Source organism: Paraburkholderia sp. J10-1, assembly GCF_905220165.1.
Taxonomy (GTDB): domain Bacteria; phylum Pseudomonadota; class Gammaproteobacteria; order Burkholderiales; family Burkholderiaceae; genus Paraburkholderia.
Genome location: NZ_CAJMYW010000057.1, coordinates 1 through 929, shown reverse-complemented (window position 1 = coordinate 929; position 929 = coordinate 1). Strand labels below are relative to the sequence as shown.

Here is a 929-nt window from a genome sequence, read left to right as displayed (position 1 = left end):
CGATATTGCCAAAAAGCTGGATCGTGTGCCGTTCGACCGGATCGGCACCAACCTCGATCAAACGCTCCAGAGTGCCAATCGTGCATTCACGCAAATGAACACCGAACTTGCGCCTCAGGCCCGCGATACCCTCGCGACCGCCCAGGAAACGTTCCGTACAGCGCAGGCAGCGTTACAGCAGGATTCACCGCTCCAGTCGGATATGCGGCAAGCTGTTTCGCAACTCAATCGCACGCTGCAATCGCTGAACGAGCTGGCTGTCTACCTTCAGGAGCATCCGGAGTCACTGCTGCGCGGCAATCCAAGGGACGAAAAGCCATGAGTCAAAAAGCTACGAGGCGAAGTCACCAGCCCGTATGCCTTAAGCTGCTTTTTGCTTTGTGTAGCATCGCCGCGCTTGCTGCGGCGTGCACCGCTGTGCCGGAAGTGCATACCTACACCTTGGGCACGGGATCCCCGCCGCAGACGTTACGAAATAAAGTCGTCAACGACAAAAATTTACACCCAGCATTTCTGATCGACGTGGCGCCTGTCGTCGTTCCAGCACAGGTCGCGCGACGGCAACTCGTCTTGCAGAAGGATCCCGTACGCGTTCAGGTCATGGAACAGGAGCGCTGGAGCACCGCCCCGGCCGATGAGCTTCGCCAACGTTTGTCGGCGAACCTTTCCGCGGCGCTTGGCACGTTCGACGTCGCGAGCGTTCCCTATCCAGCAGATCAACCGGTCTATCGAATTAGTGTTGTGGTGCAGCGATTTGAGTCATGGTACGCATCGCACGCACTGCTGGACACCGTGTGGACGGTGAAACCACGAACAGGAACGACCATGCTGACCTGCCATTCGACGTACTCGGTGCCCGTCAGCGACGGCTTTGGCGAGCTTGTGAAGGGGCATCAGCTGGCAGTGTCCGAATTGTCGAATGAGATAGC

At 57.9% G+C, this 929-nt stretch carries 1 protein-coding gene and 1 pseudogene; both read left to right on the top strand.

The genetic code is table 11. The annotated features are described in order from the left end of the window. A pseudogene (locus tag U5A65_RS40660) lies at nt 1-322 on the top strand (mammalian cell entry protein); the annotation flags it as partial. Continuing rightward, nucleotides 319-929, top strand: a 611-nt coding sequence (locus tag U5A65_RS40655) for a PqiC family protein (RefSeq protein WP_321949711.1), incomplete at its 3' end; no start/stop codon positions are given. The pseudogene U5A65_RS40660 and the gene U5A65_RS40655, both read left to right, overlap by 4 nt.